Source organism: Bacillus sp. OK048, assembly GCF_900103525.1.
Classification (GTDB): Bacteria; Bacillota; Bacilli; order Bacillales; family Cytobacillaceae; genus Neobacillus.
The window spans coordinates 175,601-194,869 of sequence record NZ_FNHN01000007.1 but is presented as its reverse complement, the minus strand read 5'-3'; the positions used below and the strand labels follow the sequence as shown (position 1 = coordinate 194,869).

Genomic DNA, 19,269 nt, shown 5'->3' with positions numbered 1-19,269 from the left:
ACCCCCACTAAGTGGGGGTTTTTCATATCATTACATTTTACCCTGCGATACTGCAAGGCGATTGACGGCACGCTGCAGAGCAAGCTCGGCACGACGGAAGTCGATGTCTTCCACCTTTTGCTCTTTCATACGCTGCTCGGCACGTTCTTTTGCTCGTAAAGCACGTTCCACGTCGATATCCTCTGCTTTTTCAGAAGATTGCGCGAGGATTGTTACTTGGTCAGGACGAACTTCAAGGAAACCGCCGCTCACCGCAATAAGATCCGGCTGTTTGCTCTCAGATTTCTTGAGGCGCACAACCCCAATCGCAAGCGGAGCAACCATTGGAATATGCCCTGGTAAAATACCTAATTCACCACTTTGAGCCTTCGTACTTACCATTTCCACATCTGACTCATACACCGGGCCATCGGGAGTAACAACACTGACTTTAATCGTCTTCATTTTTTACCCTCCTGACAGGCTTTAGGCCTCTACACCCATGCGTTTTGCACTTTCCACTGCATCCTCAATACGTCCAACTAAGCGGAATGCATCTTCAGGAAGGTGGTCATACTTACCATCAAGGATTTCCTTGAATCCACGAACCGTTTCCTTAACAGGTACATAAGATCCTGGCTGGCCAGTAAACTGTTCAGCAACATGGAAATTCTGTGATAAAAAGTTCTGAACACGACGCGCACGGAGTACGGTCAACTTATCATCATCAGAAAGCTCATCCATACCAAGGATGGCAATGATATCCTGTAATTCACGGTAACGCTGTAAAGTTTGTTGCACTTGGCGGGCAATTTCATAGTGCTCCTCACCAACAATTTGAGGTGACAAGGCACGAGAAGTCGAAGCCAATGGATCCACCGCAGGGTAGATACCCATTTCAGAAAGCTTACGCTCAAGGTTCGTTGTTGCATCTAAGTGAGCGAAAGTAGTAGCCGGTGCCGGATCCGTATAGTCATCGGCTGGTACGTAAATCGCTTGGATTGAAGTAACAGAACCTGTTTTAGTAGATGTAATACGTTCTTCTAATTTACCCATTTCAGTAGCAAGAGTTGGCTGGTAACCTACCGCAGAAGGCATACGGCCTAATAGCGCCGAAACTTCCGAACCTGCTTGCGTGAAACGGAAAATGTTATCGATGAATAACAATACGTCTTGTCCTTGCTCATCACGGAAATATTCAGCCATCGTCAAACCAGTCAAGGCAACACGCATACGTGCTCCTGGCGGCTCGTTCATTTGTCCGAATACCATCGCTGTTTGCTTGATAACGCCTGAATCTGTCATTTCATGATAAAGGTCATTACCTTCACGTGTACGCTCACCAACACCAGCGAATACCGAAATACCGCTGTGCTCTTGCGCGATGTTATTGATCAATTCCTGGATTAAAACTGTTTTACCTACACCGGCACCACCGAATAGACCAATCTTACCACCCTTAATGTAAGGAGCAAGCAAGTCTACTACTTTAATACCCGTTTCAAGAATTTCTACCTCAGTAGAAAGATTTTCAAACGTTGGTGCTTCACGGTGAATCGAATCACGGCGCTCACTCGCTGGAATTTCCTCATTTAGGTCAATTACTTCACCTAATACATTAAATACACGGCCTAGCGTTACGTTACCCACTGGTACAGAAATTGGCGCACCAGTATCCGCAACTTCCATTCCACGCGTAACACCATCAGTGGAAGCCATTGCAATTGTACGAACCGTATCATCGCCTAAATGAAGGGCTACTTCAAGAGTTAAGTTGATATCAACTTCAGATTGGCTTTGCGCTTTATACTCAATTCTTAAAGCATTATAAATCGCAGGAAGTTGGCCGTTTTCAAACTTAACGTCAATAACCGGACCCAAAATCTGAAGAACGCGTCCTTTATTCATCATTTTCCCTCCTAACTTACTTTTTCACAAAGCCCTTTATTTAAAAAGGAACCCAGTGAATCACACTTTACTAGTTATCGTCCTGATATGTAGTCGGGAACATTGAAACCATTCCCTCTTGGCAGGACTTATCAAGGTCCCTAAATAGGGTTCATTTTTAAAAAGTTGGTTTTGCAAGAGTGTTTCCCTCGCGAAAAGATAGCGCAAGCAGCCAGGTGGCTATTCTAACGCTGATGCACCGCCGACGATTTCTGTTAGTTCTTGGGTAATCGCGGCTTGACGGGCACGGTTGTAGAATAATGAGTAGGATTTAATTAATTCCTTAGCATTGTCGGTTGCATTTCTCATTGCTGTCATTCGAGCAGCATGCTCACTCGCTTTGCTGTCTAATAGCGCTCCATAAATTAAGCTCTCAGCATATTGCGGCAGGAGAACTTCTAAAATTTCTTCTGCAGATGGCTCGAATTCATATGAAGTAAGCTTAGCTGTTGTGGAAATATCCGTTAACGGCAGAAGCTTCTTCTCTGTTACTTCTTGGGTAATCGCACTCTTATAGTGCGTGTAATATACATAAAGTTCATCAAATGTGCCGTCTGAGAACATTCCTACGGTAGCGCTAGTCATGGCTTTAATGCTATCAAAACTTGGCTGATCTGAAACTCCGACGATTTCGAGAGCTACATTCATACCGCGCTTGACGAAAAAGTCACGTGCAACACGACCGATGGCAATAATCGCGAACTCATCAGTTGATTTATGACGTTCTTGAATGGCCTGGTACACTTTACGCAAGACGTTACTGTTAAACGCACCAGCAAGTCCACGGTCAGATGTCATGACAATATATCCAGTTTTCTTAATAGGTCGAGATTGAAGCATTGGGTGATTAACGCCTTTACTGCCGATGGCAATCGCAGCTGTTACTTCCTGGATTTTTTCCATGTAAGGAACAAATGCTTTTGCATTCAAAACTCCACGATTCCATTTCGCAGCGGACGTCATTTCCATTGCCTTCGTAATCTGACTCATCTTTTTCGTTGAATTAATACGAGATTTTATATCGCGTAATGAAGCCATAGGTTCTCACCACCCTCATACAAAGAATGTTTTGATGGGTTCAGTTCGGTGAAGGGTAACAGGCACCCAAAACCGTGCCTGTCACCCTTCACCATCCCTTTTCCAACAATTTACTAATGTCAGACCCTACTTATTCGGAAACTGCGAACGTCTTTTTGAAGGCGTTGATTGCAGCAGCCATATCTTCATCAGAAGGAAGGTCCTTCGTGGTTACAATATGGTCTAACAAGTCTTTGCGATTGTGGTCTAACCAATTATGGTATTCTGTTTCAAAACGACGGATATCCGTTAATGGAATATCATCAAGGAATCCGCGTGTTAATGCGTAAAGGATTGCAACTTGCTTTTCAACAGAAAGCGGCTTGTGAATATCCTGCTTAAGAACCTCAACTGTACGAGCTCCACGATTAAGCTTCGCTTGTGTTGCTTTATCAAGGTCAGAGCCGAACTGAGCAAATGCTTCTAATTCACGGTATGAAGCCAGGTCAAGACGCAGTGTACCTGCAACCTTCTTCATCGCCTTGATTTGTGCGGATCCTCCTACACGAGAAACGGAAAGACCTGCGTTGATCGCTGGACGTACACCGGAGAAGAAAAGGTCTGATTGTAAGAAAATTTGTCCATCTGTGATGGAGATAACGTTCGTTGGGATATAAGCAGAAACGTCACCTGCTTGTGTTTCGATAAATGGCAATGCAGTAATAGAACCAGCACCTAGTGTGTCGTTCAATTTTGCTGCACGCTCAAGTAACCGGCTGTGCAAGTAGAATACATCCCCTGGATATGCTTCACGACCTGGAGGACGGCGAAGTAATAGAGAAAGTTCACGGTATGCAGCCGCTTGTTTTGATAAATCATCATATACGATTAATACGTGTTTGCCAGCATACATAAATTCTTCCGCCATCGCAACACCTGCATATGGAGCTAAGAATAATAGTGGAGCTGGTTGTGAAGCAGATGCTGTTACAACGATTGTATAGTCTAACGCACCATACTTACGAAGAGTTTCTACTGCACCACGTACAGTGGATTCCTTTTGACCAATTGCAACATAGATACAAATCATGTTTTGACCTTTTTGGTTGATGATTGTATCGATGGCAACAGATGTTTTACCTGTTTGACGGTCTCCGATAATTAACTCACGCTGACCGCGGCCGATTGGAACAAGCGCGTCAATCGCTTTAATACCTGTTTGCAATGGCTCATGAACGGATTTCCGAGCCATAACGCCTGAAGCTACAGCCTCAACAGGGCGAGTTTTCGTTGTATTGATTGGACCCATACCATCAACTGGGTGTCCTAAAGAGTTTACAACACGACCAATTAGTTCCTCACCTACCGGAACCTCCATGATGCGTCCTGTACGACGAACCTCGTCACCTTCTTTAATTTCAGTGAAAGGTCCAAGAATAATAATACCAACGTTATTAGCCTCAAGGTTTTGAGCCATACCCATAACGCCGTTTGAAAATTCAACAAGTTCTCCAGCCATGACATTGTCGAGGCCATGAACACGTGCGATACCGTCACCAACGGAGATAACTGTACCGACATCACTCACTTGAATTTCAGCCTGATAATTTTCAATTTGCTGTTTTATCAGGGCACTAATTTCTTCAGCTTTGATGCTCATGAGTTTCACCCCTAATCTTTCGAATCTTAGCTTAATAATTTACGTTCTAAACGGTCTAGCTTTCCGCGCAAAGTACCGTCGTATATACGGTTTCCGATTCGGAGCTTAACGCCGCCGAGCAATTCGGAATCCACGATATTTTCAATTCTGAGTGATTTCTTGCCAACCTTTGCAGCAAATGTTGCAGAGATGGCATCGCGTTCTGCGTCTGTTAGCTCACGCGTACTGTAAACTTTAGCTTCAGCAACCCCTGATTCCTCATTTGCGAGTTCAAAGAATTGGTTCGCTACTTCAATGATCTCATCTTCACGATGGCGATCAATCAAGATTAATAGTGTATTTAGTACATATGGATTAACAGAGCTAAAAGCGGCTTTTAAAATCTCTTTTTTTCTATCAATCGTAAGCTTTGAAGACTTTAAAACAGCTTTTAAATCTGTGTTGAAAACAAAGACTTCTCTCACTACACGAAGTTCTTCTTCTATTACTCCAAGAAGCTGCTGTTCTTTTGCGATTTGAAAAAGAGCCAACGCATAGCGTCTTGCTACCATGGAGTTGCTCATCGCGGATCTCCTGCCTCTTGAATATATTCGTTAATGAGTTTATCTTGGTCTGCTGCATTTAATTCTTTTTCAATTACTTTAGAAGCAATTAAGACAGACAAGCTAGCAACTTGTTCACGAATAGCGGCAACTGCTTTTTCTTTCTGCTGCTCAATTTCAAGCTTTGCAGACTCTTTCATGCGTTCTGCTTCAGTGCGAGCAACAGCAATGATTTCATCACGCTGAATATCGCCTTGCTTTTTCGCATTTTCAATTAGCACTTGTGCTTCGGAACGAGCTTCCTTTAAAAGGGAGCGTTGCTCTTCTAATAGCTTCTTTGCTTCACCGCGACTTTGTTCAGCAGCTGAAATTTCACCAGCAACATGGTCTTCGCGCTGTTTCATGATGCCCATTAATGGGCCCCAAGCGAATATTTTCAGCAACGCCATTAAGATGATGAACATGACAAGTTGGAAAAGTACATCTCCCCACATTACACCGGTATGGGCTGCTGCTCCCAATACAAAACTATTTGTTAACACAGCGGGTTCACTCCTTTCAAGGTCTTTCCCTTAAAACAACCTCTATATCAGTCGAAATAATTGTCGAAATCAAAGGTTTATGTTTATTAATAAACATAAACGAATGGCGAAGGTTCTCACGAATGATCTTCGCCATCTACATAAACGCTGCTGAAAAACGCGTTCGATTATTGACCTTGAACCATAAACGCGATAACAACCGCGATGATAGGAATCGCCTCAACTAACGCAACCCCGATGAACATTGTAGTTTGAAGCATACCGCGAGCTTCTGGTTGACGAGCGATACCTTCTACTGTTTTTGATACGATAAGACCGTTACCAATACCTGCACCTAGTGCTGCTAAACCAATTGCAATTGCTGCTGCTATAAGACCCATTTGAAAATTTCCTCCTTTAATGTATGAAAAAATAAATTCTTAGTTCTTTGTTCAAAAAATTGAACAGGTTTATCTTAATGGTCGCTGCTCACTTTGTGGGCTAAGTACACCATTGTTAACATACAGAATATAAATGATTGAATGGCACCGACAAACAGTGAGAAGCCTTGCCATACGAGCATTGGTAGTGCGGCGACAAGTGTTCCGCCCACACCGGTTGCTAACCCGGTTGCAAGTAAGCCTAATAAAATTTCCCCCGCATAAATGTTTCCGTAAAGACGGAGACCGAGAGTCAGAGTATTGGCAAACTCTTCAATAATTTTGATTGGGAACATAAACCAGAACGGTTTAAAGAATTCCTTCCCATATGCTTTCGCGCCTTTCATTTTGACGCCATAGAAATGGGATAGTCCCACAACCAATGTCGCCAACGTCAATGTTATAGCCGGATCGGCAGTTGGTGATTTCCACCAAAGAGTTCCGTCAATAACGACTGAGAAAGGAAGTCCCAGCATGTTTGATACAAAGATGTACATGATGATGGTAATTCCGAGTATTTGGAATCGTCCGCCATCTTTCCAATCCATCGTACTGTTTATGATATTCTTTACGAAATCCATGACCCATTCCATGAAATTTTGGATTCCAGTTGGTTTCATGGCCAGCTTACGAGTAGATAGGACGGCAATCAAAAGGACAATCGCACTTGCTACGGTGATCATCAAAATGTTTGCCAAATTAAAATAGAGTCCAAGAAACTTAACTATTGGAGCTTCGTGATGCAACAGTATTCACCTCGCTTCCCCCGCTATTTATCTGAATGAAAATTGTGCATAAAAAAATCTATCATAATGACAATGTAGGATGTCATTAATCCTATAACCACGCTAATGAGATGAAACTGATCAGGATACTTCAATGTGATGACAATCGCCAGAGCACCGGTCGCCATCCGTGAAAAAGATCCCAGCGAACGAACCGTTCTTCCTTCAGCAGCTGCTTGGCCAAATTTGTCAATTTTTCGCGCCATCAACCACAAATTAAAGAGGCTCAAACTTGTCCCAAGAATCAATCCAAGAAAGATTGATTGATAAGCAGTGAACCCCCAACCAAGCACATAAAAAGACAATAAAAAAAACATCCATTTTCGCTGTCGTGCAAACATTGTTTGAAATTCTGGCATGGTTGGTTTAATCTCCTGAATAAAACTTGCGAATTGAAACGAGCATTGTGAAAATACCTGCCGCTAAACCTATAAACAGTCCAACTATTAAGAAAATTGGTTCTGTGCCCCACTGCTTATCCAGCCATCTGCCTAAAAATATACCGATAAGAATAGACCCAACGAGGGACGCCAGGATTGCAGACATTAGAGCATAAGCTTGAAACGGATTGCGGTTTTCATTACGCATACTATCGCATCCTCACCTTAGAGAATACAATCAAAAAATCGAGGTTATGTATATATGGAAGATAAGTAGAAATTCCGAGGATTCTGTCAAATTATGTGAAAACCCTCTCATTTTACATCCTTTGTTAGCATACAATAGCGATTCTTCAATGTCAATGGATTTACGTGAAATTAACCACAAACTATACTGCGTAAATTCTTCCATTTAAATGTTAAGTTAACACTTTAATTGTAGTGGAAACTAGGTTGATTTTTTGTAGTAATTGTGTCTATTTTGTGACAAATAGGTTTTGGGCGGTGCATTTGTCCATTATTTCTGCACCACCCCAATTATATTACCGAACGCCTGCACCAATCACGAGCATCGTTTCAATAAAATCCTCTTTTCCGGCCTTTTTTGCAAAGACTTTGGCAAGATAGGTTCCTTCAGGAGGAAGATTTTCTGCTGTTATCACCTTGCTGATTAATCCCTTTTTAACGTTCTGATCAGTGTCCAAAAAGCCAACAAATCGGAAATCTTCTGGATGGAAAAGGGCAATTCCAAACTCATCAGCACCCCCTGGCAGGTAAACCTCATAACGATACGCTCCCTGCTGGTCGCCATCCTTAAAGTCAAACCCCATTATCCTTGGGTAGTTTGGCTCTTCAAGGACATAGATGTAGGGGATTTGAATCGTGTTGGCCCCTGCATGAATAGTCAAGTACCCATCATGGATTTTCCCCTTCAATTGCGCTGGATCCACCTCTAATTCAATTTTAACATCTCGTGATTCGCCTGGGTCAAGCGAAAATGCCAACGGGAACCGCCAATTTAATCCATCTGCTTGCTTCGGGATGTCGAATGTATAGCGTACTGGCTTATCATTTTTGTTTTCAACATGTAAAAAAGCTCTATGAATATCCCCTTCTGTTTCATACTTGCCAAATCTAAGCGAACTTGGCGTGACGAGTGAAGTTGCCTTCACCGCTTCATTGACCTGGATTCTACCCGCCCCCTGCTCATAGGTGCGATACGGTTTTCCGTTATTCGTTAGCGGTTTTGCTGTATTCATCAAAGCTGCTTTAATTTGATCCGGCGTCCACTCTGGATGCGCCTGTTTAATGAGGGCACAGGCTCCCGCCACATGTGGTGCGGCCATACTTGTCCCTTGGAGTGAAAGATATCCACCAGGAATCGTTGAGTTGATTGCCACCCCCGGCGCCACAATATCTGGCTTCACTTCCCATGTGTCGGTCACCGGACCCCTCGAACTGAAGTCAGCAAGCAAATCCCTCTCCTGGGTGACCGAGATTTGTGCCAAGCTATTGAGTTTTCCTTTTAAAAGGTCACCCTCCTTTTTGGTGATGGAGCCCACTGGGATGTCGATCGGCGCCTCCAGATTACCCATGAAGCCTCCGCTCAAGTTATTGTAAATGATGACCGCCTTCGCACCTGCGTCACGGGCATTTATCGTTTTCTCTGAAAAAGTTAATTTCCCTCTTTTGATCAGAACGATTTTTCCCCTAGCATCCTTTAGATCCGCTTTTGATCCCATTCCACCCTCTACGATCGACAAAGAACGATCGATGTTCCAACTACCAGACCCTTCCAACGGCTGAATCCGAATTTTTTCCCGTATTCCTTCTATTAATATGTAAGGGATTTCCATCGTCGGTGTCGAAGCACCAACGGAAATGGCCTTAGAGGCTGTCCCCGGTGAACCAACCGTCCATACATTGGGACCAGAATTTCCTGAAGCCGCAATCGCAACAATCCCTTTTTCAACTGCTCTGTTCAATGCCAGGCTGATTGGCAAATCAGGACCATTGATATCGTTCCCAAGCGAGAGATTCACAATATCGACTTTGTCCTTGATTGCCTGCTCGATGGCCGCAAGTACATTTTCCGTTGTTCCCCCACCGCCAGGTCCGAGTGCACGGTACGCCAGAATTTTCGCATCCGGTGCGACTCCCATCAATTTTCCATTCGCCGCAATAATTCCGGCCACATGGGTGCCATGAACCGTTGCTCTTCCTAGGGTTTTTGTTTCCATCGGGTCCCTATCGTTATCGACGAGATCATGACCACCGGCAAAATTTCTTCGCAGATCCGGATGGGTGTAATCGACTCCGGTATCAATAACCCCAACTTTTACTCCTTTGCCCGTTAAGCGACGATTATTTTTATCAAAATACCCCCGTACCTCTTCACCGCCAATAATTTTGACACTTTCCTCGGTTTGTACCTTGTATTGGTTTACGGGCGAAACGCTGATGATTTGTTTGCTGTTCTGTTGGGCTAGCTTTTCTATCGATTCCGGGTTTCCTTCCACGGAAAATCCGTAAATCGCTTCTTGAAAAACATGCCTCACATGAATGTCTTTATAGGGTTTAATGATTTGTTGAATGTCCTGTGGAGATTGCGGGCTTTCAAGTACCACAATCGCAATCCGTTCTTTCGGTATCGGAGGTGTCTCAAGTGACCGCGCTGAAGTTGTCGTTTGGAGGGAGAAAATCAGTACGAATAACAGTGTCCATTTTTTCATGTAAAAAATTCCCCTTTTTTCATACTATTTTCATCATGAGGGGAAAATATACAGTTTTTTGGGAGAAAGTATTTGGTGCCACGCTTTGTGCCGGTGGAGGGGAGATTGGTCGTGAGAAGTATATTTCTCGCTTTCATTGGATCTATTTGCAGAAATGCAGCAAGCTGTTTCCTTGTAATCGACTGATTTAGGATTAGGAAATAATCGTTAATCGCTAGCAGATGGGCCTTCTTCGAGATGAACTCACATTTAGAGCATCGCCAACTTGCTGATATGTACTCCATCCCAAATTTGTCGCATTTTGGGCATTGAACGCCTGGCTTGATATCTGATTGGTTGAGGTTATATTTTTGGAAGACATCGGGAATTTCGATTTTGTGGTTTTGTAACAAGGTATCTGATAATCGAGTTAGAGTTTTTTTGGTGATTCGAGGCTTTGTATACTTAACTTCTAATTCTCGAATTTTATCAAGCAGTGATTCAGCGTAGATCAGCTTTTGAAAAATTTGCAGGTTATCCGGGGTAGTTTCAATAATGGTAGACGTTTTGCTAATGACGACTAGGCGTTCTAGTGGTATCCCCTTAAATTGCTTGTTTTTCAACCAGTTAGTAAATTGGAGATGATGCCTTTTGACTTGTTGAATTGGATTATCCATGCCTTCTTCAAGATTATTAAGTTCCCTTGTCATCAGGTCCGATCCTTTATTAAACTTCAATTTACCTGAAATATTTTTCACTTCGATGATTAAGGCAAATTTGGATGAGATCAGTAGTAAATCCATCTGGAATGACTTTTTATCCATCAAACGCAATCCATGAAAAATGTAATACTCGTCTTCAGGTAAAAATGAAAGATAATAAGCTACATTTAATTCTCCATAATACCCTTTCAGCCACAAACGTAAATCCTTTTCTACAGTTGGTCTTACAGGATGGCCCTTTGGCATCCTTTTCAGTAGAGCTATACATTGTTCCGCCTGAACAGGAACGATTAATTCCAACATGATCACGATTTCATCACCTCTTTTTAAAGTTAATGTCTAAATTCTTAGAAAAATATCGAATTCCTTTTAAAAAATAAGGATATTTGGTGAACTTTTAATCGGGGGAATCCAGGGAGGGAGGAGTTTTGTACATTTTTACGTAGGTTTTGTACATTTTTATGGGGGTTTTGTACATTTTTGAACCCCTTTTGTACATTTAGACAATATATGGAAAAAATCTAGTCAAATTTATACAATATATGGAAAAAATAAAAAAGCCGAGCAGACAATTTGTCTACTCAGCCCCAAAAAAACCATTATTTCGTTCCAAACAACCGATCCCCAGCATCTCCTAGCCCAGGTACAATATATCCATGATCGTTCAACTTCTCATCTAATGCCGCAATATAAATGTCCACATCTGGGTGCGCAGCCTTAACTGCCTCCACGCCTTCTGGTGCCGCAATCAAACACATAAACTTAATGTGTTTCGCGCCGCGCTTTTTCAAGCTATCGATCGCCACATTGGCGGATCCGCCCGTTGCGAGCATCGGATCAACGACGATGAATTCGCGTTCTTCCACGTCACTAGGAAGCTTGATGTAGTATTCCACCGGCAGTAATGTTTCCGGATCTCGGTATAAACCGACATGACCCACCTTGGCAGCCGGAATTAACTTTAAAATCCCATCAACCATACCAATTCCTGCGCGCAAAATCGGGACAACGCCCATTTTCTTACCTGATAATACCTTTGATTTAGTCAGGCAGACAGGTGTCTCAATCTCGATATCCTCAAGTGACATATCCCTTGTGATTTCAAATGCCATCAATGTTGCCACTTCGTCTACTAATTCGCGGAACTCTTTTGTTCCCGTGTTTTTATCACGTATGTATGTAAGCTTGTGCTGAATAAGTGGATGGTCGAAGACGTATACCTTTGCCACAATGATCGCCCCTTTTATTAAATTTAACTCCGTATCATTTTACAGAAAAAAACTACAATGAGCAACACACATAAAAAAGAAATCGGCCCCACTGTCGCGAGCCAATTCCACAGATGTTTAATATTCAGGATAAAGCGTGAATTTACCTGTTAATGCTTCAACGCGGTCAGCAGCTTCCTTCAACTTCGCTTCATCTTCATGATTTTTCAACGTAAACGCAATAATTGAGGCAATTTCATCCATGTCTTCTAAACCAAAGCCGCGGCTCGTCACAGCAGCCGTACCAATGCGAATACCACTCGTCACAAATGGACTTTGTGGATCAAATGGGATGGTATTTTTGTTAACGGTAATTCCCACTTCATCGAGGACCTTTTCGGCAACCTTACCCGTTAGTCCTAGAGTCTGCATATCTAACAGCAGCAAGTGGTTGTCTGTACCGCCAGAAACGAGCTTGATGCCTTCCTTCGTTAAGCTTTCTGCTAAACGGTGAGCATTCGCAATAATGTTTCCAGCATACTCTTTAAAGCTATCCTGCAAAACCTCACCAAATGCAACAGCCTTCGCCGCAATCACATGCATGAGTGGTCCGCCTTGGATACCAGGGAAAATCGATTTATCAATTTTCTTGCCAAATTCCTCTTTACATAAAATCATCCCGCCACGAGGGCCACGAAGGGTTTTATGCGTAGTAGTCGTAACAAAGTCAGCGTAAGGAACTGGATTTGAATGTAAGCCAGCTGCCACAAGTCCAGCGATATGAGCCATATCGACCATTAAATATGCGCCAACTTCATCGGCGATTTCACGGAACTTCGCAAAATCGATCTCACGTGGATAGGCACTTGCACCTGCAACAATCATTTTTGGCTTATGTTCACGTGCTTTTGCCAAGACATCGTCATAATTGATTCGGTGTGTACTTTCATCGACACCATACTCAACAAAATTATATTGAACACCACTAAAGTTAACTGGACTTCCGTGTGTTAAGTGACCGCCATGTGAAAGGTTCATACCAAGCACCGTGTCGCCTTGTTCAAGAACCGTAAAATAAACAGCCATGTTCGCTTGCGCCCCGGAATGCGGCTGAACGTTTACGTACTCTGCACCAAAAATCTCCTTCGCACGATCGCGCGCTAGGTCTTCGACAACGTCCACATATTCGCAACCGCCATAATAACGGCGGCCTGGATAGCCTTCTGCATATTTATTTGTCAGCACAGAACCCTGCGCCTCCATTACCGCTTCACTTACAAAGTTTTCTGAGGCAATTAATTCAATTTTTCCGCGCTGGCGGCCTAATTCCTGTTGAATCGCTTCAAATACCTGCTTGTCCTGATTCGACAAATGCTTCATGGTAATTCCCCCCTGTATGTATGAACCTGAATTAACTTTTTGAAAATTCCCTCTATATAATAACACGGATCTCTCTAAAAGAGAACGGGGGATAATCGAAAATCCCCTTTTTATTTATTCTACATCAAGCTACTAAGGGGCTAAATCTTTATTTACCCGAACGTTACCAGGAAATTACGAGAAATCATTCGTATATGCACTAACGACAACTTGCATTTCCCTCTGTTCTTTCATAGACTGCTCTCGCACCGCCAATGAGTTTCGGCCGTGATTTCGCCAATGTTACATGAGCATGGCCAACGCTTTTTTGCTTGACTCTTATCGGAACGGCCACATGTTTCAAGTGCATCCCTATCAAGGTTAGCCCGATATCGACCCCAGCATCTGCCTTCAAAAATTCAACCACAACAGCATCATCCAATTTTCCAAACGCGTACGTTGCCATCGCTCCGCCCGCCGTTCGAACGGGAACAACGGATACCTCCTCTAATCCACGGGCAACCGCCACCGATTTTTCAACGACAAGCGCCCGGTTCAAGTGTTCACAGCATTGGAACGCCAAACTGACCCCCGCACCTTGCGCAAATCGACTTAACCCGCGAAAAATCATCTCCGCCACTTCAACCGTACCCGCTGTGCCGATTCTCTCGCCGATTACTTCACTGGTGCTGCAACCTACCACCATTAGCTGTCCAGGCTGTAAGGAAGCCTGCATCTGAAAGTCCGAAAGAATCGTTTCAAGCTCTTTTTCCCATTCTTGAATCATTTTCTTCATCCTACTTCTGCTCGTATTCGCTGATTTTTCCTACACGAGTCCCGTGACGGCCGCCTTCAAAACCTTCCGTCAGCCAAATCTCGGCAATGTCACGTGCAAGTCCAGGACCGATGACACGCTCGCCCATGGCAAGAACATTGGTGTCATTATGTGCCCGAGTTGCCTTTGCACTAAAGGTATCGTGAACAAGGGCACAGCGAATTCCCTTGACCTTATTCGCGGCAATACTCATGCCAATCCCTGTTCCACAAATCAAAATCCCTCTATCAAATTCACCACTTGCCACCTTTTGGGCAACCGGCAGGGCATAATCCGGATAATCAACAGATCCTTCGCAATCACAGCCGAAATCCTGATACTCAATCCCAAGTTCATTCATTAAATTGGCGATTTCCTTACGAAGATTGACTCCGCCATGATCTGATGCTAATGCTACTTTCATTTAAAAAACCTCCCTACTAATCTTTATAAACCTAACTATATAACTGAACTTCGATGACTGTCCAGCTCCGAGGCGTCTTCGTCTATTCAGATTTAATATTGACATACCGTTGAACTACCCCCGCTTAATTTTCTAACAAAAATTTGAAGTAGGGGATTCCTAAGAACACCAACCTATCGGTTGATTATGATTAGGCGATCCCCGCAGTTCCTGCGGTTAGAAGTCTTATAGCTTCATTTTTAAGATTTAATCCTGCATTAATATCCCTTTGATGATGGGCATTGCACTTCGGACAATCCCATTCACGCAAACCGAGATTTTTAACGTCTTTGTTTTTATAGCCACAACAAGAACAAAGTTGACTGGAAGGGTAGTTTGATGCGACAGCCACGACTTGTTTTCCATACCAATTCGCTTTGTATTCAATCATTGTTTTGAATTGGGACCAAGATACTTCACTGATTGCTTTTGAGAGGCTATGATTCTTAAGCATATTGGATACCGTCAAGTTTTCTATACCGATGATGTCGTGGTTTTTGACAATTTCGGTTGAAATCTTGTCTAAGTAATCTTTTCTTGTATTTGCTATCTTTTCATGAATGCGTGCTACTTTAATCTTTGCTTTGTACCAGTTTGCACCGCTTGGGGTTCGTCTACTCATGATGCGCTGTGCTTTTATTAATTTTGTTTCTAAGGTACGGAAAAACTTTGGATTGGAGTAGATTTTGCCATCCGAGAGAGTAGCGAATTCCCTTAAGCCCAAATCTATACCAATAGCCGATTTGGTTTTAGGTAATTCTGTCACCTCTGTTTCAGTTGCTAGAGAAACAAAGTATTTACCCGAAGGGTTCCGCCTTATGATCGCACTCATAATTCGCCCTTTTACTTCACGACTTTTCGCAAAACGAACAAGACCAAGTTTCGGTATCTTAATTTTATTTTCAAAGACTGTGATATTTCCGTTCGTATACTTGGTTGTGTAAGATTGAATGGGGTTCTTTTTAGACTTAAATCGAGGTTGTTTGTTTTGTTTTTTGTAGTAGCGAGAATAAGAATCAGCTAAATTTTCAACAGATTTTTGCAAAGCAATGCTATCTACTTCCTTTAAAAAAGGATACTGCTTCTTTAATTCTGGAAGTGATTTTACCGTTTCGAATTTATTTAAGCACATTCCTTTCCAGTTGTTCGCTGGAAGTTGACCGTTTTGAACCATCTCTTCAACAATATACCAATAAGCATCTTTCTCTTTTTGTTTACCTAGAAAGAAGTTGAAAACAAATCTTGTACAGCCGATTGTCTTATTAATGAGTTCAATCTGATTTTTATTAGGATAGATTCTAAATTTGAAGGCTTTACATCTTAACAAAATATTCACCTCACTATCTAACGGAACATTTGTTCCTATCGTATCATAATGAGGGAAGTTTGGCTAGCGCCAACCGACATTCATCTCCCGCCTACTCATTGGGCTTCGCCCTTCTCATTCCTTGAGGTGGGAGTCTTCTGTCGGAAAATGATAAAAAAATATAAAGCCCTCATCATTGAGAGCTTTGGATTTTTTCAATCGCTTTCGAAATCAAATGATCGAGTTCCTGATACGTTTCCTGATAAATCGCCAAGCTGCCGCCATACGGATCGACGACATCGACATCATATTGCTCACCGGTAAACTCCTTTAACGTGAAAACCTTCCTTGCTGTTTCAGGATATTGGTGAAGAATCGCATTTTTATGTGAGCCGGTCATCGTTAAAATTAAATCCGCCCATTGAACAGATGCCCGGTCTAGCAAATGGGAGGAGTGCTGATGATCAATTCGATGGTCATCTAGTACCTTTTTGGCGTGAGCAGATGCCTCACTCCCGGTTGCCGCATAAATTCCTGCCGACTTCACTTCAAAACCATCAATCTTCTTACCTTTTAATATCGCTTCCGCCATCGGACTTCTGCACGTATTACCTGTACAAACAAACAAAATGCGCTGCAAGCTGCCAGCCTCCTTTCAACTATTGTCTAGCTTCAGCGCCTTTGAACATGGCACTTCCGCTTTTCTATGTATCATTGTATCATTTCTCCATCACCATTGAAAAAACCTTTAAACGCTGTTCTGTAAAAATTCGTGAAAATACACTTTCCGCTTAAAGCAATCGTCCCCCAGCTTTATAAAAAGGGATACATTAATTTAATTCCGAACGCTAACAGGATGCTGCCTCCAAGCGCTTCGCTATAGGAACCAACCCAGCCTTGCGCTTTTCTGCCGAGCAGTAATCCGGCCCATGTTAAGATCGTGGCCACAACGCCAAAGCAAATGATCACCATGATTGTCTTTGCCCCATATATCCCTAACGTTAGCCCGAGTGAAAAGCTATCAAGACTGACACTTGTAGCAAAGATAAGTAATCCGAATCCAACTGGTGTCATCAGCGATTCTTCGCTTTTGCGCAGGCTTGACCAGATCATTTGCACCCCGAGCACCATCATCAGCAATCCACCAGCGACGGAAGCAAACGCTCCAAACTTATCGGATAAAAACTTTCCGGCAAGCATGCCAACTAGCGGCATCCACACATGGAATAACCCAACGGTAATTCCAATTTTAAAAATTTGCCGCATCCTTAACTTAAACATCCCCATTCCCAGGCCAACAGAAAAAGCATCCATTCCCAGCGCAAACGCTATTAACAACAGCGTCACCAATTGCCCAATCATTCCATACACGTGACTTCGACCCCCTCGGACTTGCCCTGATTTAACATATGCACGTCCATTTCGGTTTAGAAGCAAGAAAAGCGGAAGCGACCTGGTCAGCGGCGTATGGCCTGGAGCGCTCCAACCGAGATAAAGGAAACACGAAGAGCCAGAGGCGATTCGATGTTGACTTATCGTAGGACGGAGAGCGAAGGACACTAGCCGTTAGGGCGCTGGAGCTGGACAGTAATCTAAGTTTAAAAACTTATATTTGTCTTATAAAAAAACAGGCCCTCCCAAGAAGGAGGACCTGCCATTACTCGATAATCATTTTATTCCCTGCAGCCTTTTGCAAACGATTCATGATCGCATGGCCTACACCCGTACTCGGAAATATTTCACTAAAAATAACATCGACTTTTTCCTGATTAAATGCCCGTAACGTTTCATAAAGTGCGGCAGCAACAGTTTCAAGCTCGCTTCTTTTTCCACAAGCAATCACCACATCACTCGTATAGTTCCCGACACTTTCTTCCGTTGCAAGCACACCTACTCGAAGCCCTGCGTTTCGCTTTTCTTCTATTAAATGCTGCAAAAAGGACTGACTTCCATTCACTAAATAAAGCGGTGCATTTGGAGCGTAATGCTGATATTTCATCCCAGGAGCTTTTGGTTTCGATGTTTCATCGCTCAATGCTGCATCAAGATGAACGTCGCCGATCACCATCTCTAACTGCTCCTTCGTCACCCCGCCCGGTCTTAGGATCACAGGGATTTCCTCTGTACAATCAACTACCGTCGATTCTACACCGACACCCGTCGCGCCGCCATCCAGCACACCAGCAATCTTCCCATCTAAATCATCGATTACATGCTGGGCATTAGTCGGGCTGGGCTTTCCGGAACTATTTGCACTCGGAGCCGCAATCGGCAGCTGGCATTTTTTCAAAAGTGCCAACGCTACAGGATGGTCCGGCATCCTAACTGCGACAGTATCAAGGCCTGCCGTAGCTTTATTTGACAGAACTCCAGCTTTCTTTTTAAAAATAATCGTCAATGGTCCCGGCCAGAACTTTTCCATTAATAATTCAGCCTTTTCAGGAATCTCCGTAACAAAGGCATTGATTTGCTTTTTATCCGCAATGTGGATAATCAGTGGATTATCACTTGGTCTGCCTTTCGCAGCAAAGATTTTTTCCACAGCCACATCGCTTTTGGCATTTCCCCCTAGACCATAAACTGTCTCGGTCGGCAGTGCCACCACTTCATTTTCCTGTAAAAAATGAGCGGCATCCACAACCTGTGGATTATTTTCAAGGTTATCCACATATTTATCCACTTTCCACACTTTTGTGTTCATCGTTATCCACCTTTTTTAGAAGCGCAAATGTTATCGAAATTTGCCGAATTTAGGCTCTTTGTCTCATATTACTTTTGAAAGTATAAAAGATGATGGGGATAAACACAACCCTTTATCCACAAATTGTGCATAACTATCATGAAAAAGTGGATAACTTTGTGGATTAATCCACAATTATAGTGAAAATTTTAAAAATAACGAGTTATCCACATTAAATACCTGTAAAATGTGTTCTAACGAATAAAACTCTACAGGCAATTGGTCCCGCCCTACCTTCTTAAAACCTAGCAATTCAAAGAATGGCAATGCCACTTCTTTATTTGTTGCCAAAAACAAGCTTCTCATTCCTTTTTCTTTCGCTACTTGCATCATTTGGGTTATCAATAGGACAATATCCTTTTCCGCTTGACCCGGTGAAACCACCAAAGAACGTAATAATCCACATTCCGTGAATGCCTCCATTCCCAATGTACCCTTGATCGCACCATCCTCATCCTCGAGCACTAAAAAGTACTCTACCGTTTCCTCTGTCAAACCATCACTTCCAAGATTCGCTCTCGTAAGAAACTCCCTCAAAGCACCCAAATCGTCCTTGTTCGCGCAACGAATAACCGCTTGCATCCCTACCACCTCTTTTATTTGATACTCTATCTCTATGAAAAAATAAGAGAACTAGAACGAAATCTACTAAAAGTTTTTCAAACTAAAGAACCA

Annotated in this window: 21 protein-coding genes; all 21 read right to left on the bottom strand. The window is 42.9% G+C overall.

Going from position 1 to position 19,269, the window contains the following annotated elements; translation table 11 throughout:
* Nucleotides 1-30 precede the first annotated feature (30 nt).
* Entirely contained in the window at nucleotides 31-444 is a 414-nt protein-coding gene (locus BLR86_RS14615) for a F0F1 ATP synthase subunit epsilon (protein ID WP_090762691.1), read from the bottom strand.
* 21 nt (nucleotides 445-465) lie between these two features.
* A complete protein-coding gene (gene atpD / locus BLR86_RS14610; RefSeq protein WP_090762689.1) occupies nucleotides 466-1,887 on the bottom strand; it encodes a F0F1 ATP synthase subunit beta in 1,422 nt (473 codons plus the stop codon).
* A 219-nt stretch (nucleotides 1,888-2,106) separates the two neighbouring features.
* A complete protein-coding gene (atpG, locus tag BLR86_RS14605; protein WP_090762687.1) occupies nucleotides 2,107-2,964 on the bottom strand; it encodes an ATP synthase F1 subunit gamma in 858 nt (285 codons plus the stop codon).
* 130 nt (nucleotides 2,965-3,094) lie between these two features.
* On the bottom strand, nucleotides 3,095-4,603 hold the full coding sequence (gene atpA, locus BLR86_RS14600; protein WP_090762685.1) for a F0F1 ATP synthase subunit alpha: 1,509 nt from the start codon (nucleotides 4,601-4,603) through the stop codon (nucleotides 3,095-3,097).
* A 26-nt stretch (nucleotides 4,604-4,629) separates the two neighbouring features.
* Nucleotides 4,630-5,166 (bottom strand): F0F1 ATP synthase subunit delta, encoded by a 537-nt coding sequence (locus BLR86_RS14595; protein ID WP_090762683.1) that lies wholly within the window; start codon nucleotides 5,164-5,166, stop codon nucleotides 4,630-4,632.
* Entirely contained in the window at nucleotides 5,163-5,687 is a 525-nt protein-coding gene (locus tag BLR86_RS14590) for a F0F1 ATP synthase subunit B (RefSeq protein WP_090762681.1), read from the bottom strand. The genes BLR86_RS14595 and BLR86_RS14590 overlap by 4 nt, the downstream gene beginning before the upstream one ends.
* Nucleotides 5,688-5,854: 167 nt before the next feature.
* Entirely contained in the window at nucleotides 5,855-6,067 is a 213-nt protein-coding gene (gene atpE, locus BLR86_RS14585) for a F0F1 ATP synthase subunit C (protein WP_059171849.1), read from the bottom strand.
* Nucleotides 6,068-6,141: 74 nt separating this feature from the next.
* Entirely contained in the window at nucleotides 6,142-6,852 is a 711-nt protein-coding gene (gene atpB, locus BLR86_RS14580) for a F0F1 ATP synthase subunit A (RefSeq protein ID WP_090762679.1), read from the bottom strand.
* 23 nt (nucleotides 6,853-6,875) lie between these two features.
* Entirely contained in the window at nucleotides 6,876-7,250 is a 375-nt protein-coding gene (locus tag BLR86_RS14575) for an ATP synthase subunit I (protein WP_090762677.1), read from the bottom strand.
* Nucleotides 7,251-7,257: 7 nt separating this feature from the next.
* On the bottom strand, nucleotides 7,258-7,479 hold the full coding sequence (locus BLR86_RS14570; RefSeq protein ID WP_090762675.1) for an AtpZ/AtpI family protein: 222 nt from the start codon (nucleotides 7,477-7,479) through the stop codon (nucleotides 7,258-7,260).
* Nucleotides 7,480-7,813: 334 nt separating this feature from the next.
* On the bottom strand, nucleotides 7,814-10,003 hold the full coding sequence (locus tag BLR86_RS14565) for a S8 family serine peptidase (protein ID WP_090762673.1): 2,190 nt from the start codon (nucleotides 10,001-10,003) through the stop codon (nucleotides 7,814-7,816).
* Complete coding sequence (locus tag BLR86_RS14560; protein WP_254782338.1) at nucleotides 10,000-11,007, bottom strand: nuclease-related domain-containing protein; 1,008 nt, start codon at nucleotides 11,005-11,007, stop codon at nucleotides 10,000-10,002. The genes BLR86_RS14565 and BLR86_RS14560 overlap by 4 nt, the downstream gene beginning before the upstream one ends.
* Nucleotides 11,008-11,303: 296 nt before the next feature.
* Nucleotides 11,304-11,933: a uracil phosphoribosyltransferase gene (upp, locus tag BLR86_RS14555; protein WP_090762669.1), complete on the bottom strand. Its 630-nt coding sequence runs from the start codon at nucleotides 11,931-11,933 to the stop codon at nucleotides 11,304-11,306.
* A gap of 117 nt (nucleotides 11,934-12,050) precedes the next feature.
* Complete coding sequence (glyA, locus tag BLR86_RS14550) at nucleotides 12,051-13,292, bottom strand: serine hydroxymethyltransferase (RefSeq protein ID WP_090762667.1); 1,242 nt, start codon at nucleotides 13,290-13,292, stop codon at nucleotides 12,051-12,053.
* A 199-nt stretch (nucleotides 13,293-13,491) separates the two neighbouring features.
* Complete coding sequence (locus tag BLR86_RS14545) at nucleotides 13,492-14,067, bottom strand: TIGR01440 family protein (protein ID WP_090762665.1); 576 nt, start codon at nucleotides 14,065-14,067, stop codon at nucleotides 13,492-13,494.
* Nucleotide 14,068: 1 nt separating this feature from the next.
* The gene (rpiB, locus tag BLR86_RS14540) at nucleotides 14,069-14,509 is read right to left on the bottom strand and encodes a ribose 5-phosphate isomerase B (RefSeq protein WP_090762663.1); all 441 of its coding nucleotides are present in this window, start codon (nucleotides 14,507-14,509) and stop codon (nucleotides 14,069-14,071) included.
* 190 nt (nucleotides 14,510-14,699) lie between these two features.
* Nucleotides 14,700-15,875 carry an IS200/IS605 family element RNA-guided endonuclease TnpB gene (gene tnpB, locus BLR86_RS14535; protein ID WP_090762661.1) on the bottom strand — a complete coding sequence of 392 codons (1,176 nt, stop codon included), beginning with the start codon at nucleotides 15,873-15,875 and terminating at the stop codon, nucleotides 14,700-14,702.
* 172 nt (nucleotides 15,876-16,047) lie between these two features.
* On the bottom strand, nucleotides 16,048-16,494 hold the full coding sequence (locus tag BLR86_RS14530; protein WP_090762659.1) for a low molecular weight protein arginine phosphatase: 447 nt from the start codon (nucleotides 16,492-16,494) through the stop codon (nucleotides 16,048-16,050).
* A gap of 173 nt (nucleotides 16,495-16,667) precedes the next feature.
* Nucleotides 16,668-17,225, bottom strand: a complete 558-nt coding sequence (locus tag BLR86_RS14525; protein ID WP_090762657.1) for a manganese efflux pump MntP — start codon at nucleotides 17,223-17,225, stop codon at nucleotides 16,668-16,670.
* Between the two features lie 286 nt (nucleotides 17,226-17,511).
* Nucleotides 17,512-18,555 carry an L-threonylcarbamoyladenylate synthase gene (locus BLR86_RS14520; RefSeq protein WP_090762655.1) on the bottom strand — a complete coding sequence of 348 codons (1,044 nt, stop codon included), beginning with the start codon at nucleotides 18,553-18,555 and terminating at the stop codon, nucleotides 17,512-17,514.
* Nucleotides 18,556-18,729: 174 nt separating this feature from the next.
* Entirely contained in the window at nucleotides 18,730-19,176 is a 447-nt protein-coding gene (locus BLR86_RS14515) for a GNAT family N-acetyltransferase (protein WP_090762653.1), read from the bottom strand.
* Between the last annotated feature and the right edge of the window lie 93 nt (nucleotides 19,177-19,269).